Origin of the sequence: Microcystis sp. M53598_WE2 (assembly GCF_030067735.1) — a bacterium.
In the GTDB taxonomy this organism is placed as follows: Bacteria; Cyanobacteriota; Cyanobacteriia; order Cyanobacteriales; family Microcystaceae; genus Microcystis; species Microcystis aeruginosa.
On sequence record NZ_JASJFE010000315.1, the window covers coordinates 1 to 1,029 of the forward strand.

Annotated in this window: 1 protein-coding gene; it reads left to right on the forward strand. The window is 37.2% G+C overall.

Annotated elements, in window-relative coordinates:
- Positions 1-334: 334 nt before the first annotated feature.
- A complete protein-coding gene (locus PX636_RS06865; RefSeq protein ID WP_002798842.1) occupies positions 335-832 on the forward strand; it encodes a DUF29 domain-containing protein in 498 nt (165 codons plus the stop codon).
- Positions 833-1,029: the final 197 nt, after the last annotated feature.

Sequence of the window (1,029 nt, forward strand, 5' to 3'; positions counted from 1 at the left end):
GCGAAAAATTCTGATACTCCATCACGTCTCCTCCTCTCTTCATATACTTATTCTAGATAAGTTACCCAATTTGGGCAATAGGGTTATGTCCATTTAGCTTCTCACTATCTAAAGAAAACAGGTTAAACTTGTTCGGGCTGGAGCCTTGACAACAAACCCAGTTTGTAGTTGCACTCTCTTCGCTAAATTCTCTCCCCTTTCCTTGTAGGAGAAAGGCCAGGGGAGAGGTCAATAATTAAGAACCCAATGCGATCACACTATCTGGTAAAGATCAAGTATAATAATAAATATAAAGACCAAATTATTCATCTACCGTTAACTTAATGAAAGCCAAATGAACTTATTAAAACAATCGGACATTCAAGAAAATCCCACAACACTTTACGAACAAGATCTTCAGTTGTGGATTGAGCAAACTATTCATCAATTACAGAATCGACAGTTTGAACAACTGGATATAGAAAACTTAATTGAGGAGTTAAAAGATTTGGGTAAGTCAGAGAAACGCGCCTTAGAGAGCAACTTAATGGTCTTGTTGATTCACTTACTCAAATTAAAGATACAGCATGATGCTCCTGAGACAATGAAAGCAAGTTGGTATAATTCAGTAGATGAGCATCGCCAGCGCGTTCAAGATGATTTACTTAAGACTCCCTCTCTTAAATCTTATCTCTTAATCTCCATCACACAAGCCTATTCCAGCGCTCGTAAAGTCGCCATCAAACAGGGTAAACGCGCTCAATTTGGTATTCGTATTCCCCAAGAAAGTGAGTATCCCCTCGCTTGTCCTTTCACACCTGAACAGATTCTAAATGAGGACTTTTACGGATAAAAACGAAAGTAAACATTATCAATAATAAAACCATGAAACCAGAATAAGTACCTAAGCAAAATTAATTACACATATCTAACCACCTCTTGCCTCTTGCCTATCTTCACTAGGAAATTAATTTTGCACGACTACTTATCAACCATGAAAACAGGTGATATTGTTTTAATGATTAAATTATCATTGAACCCTAACGCACC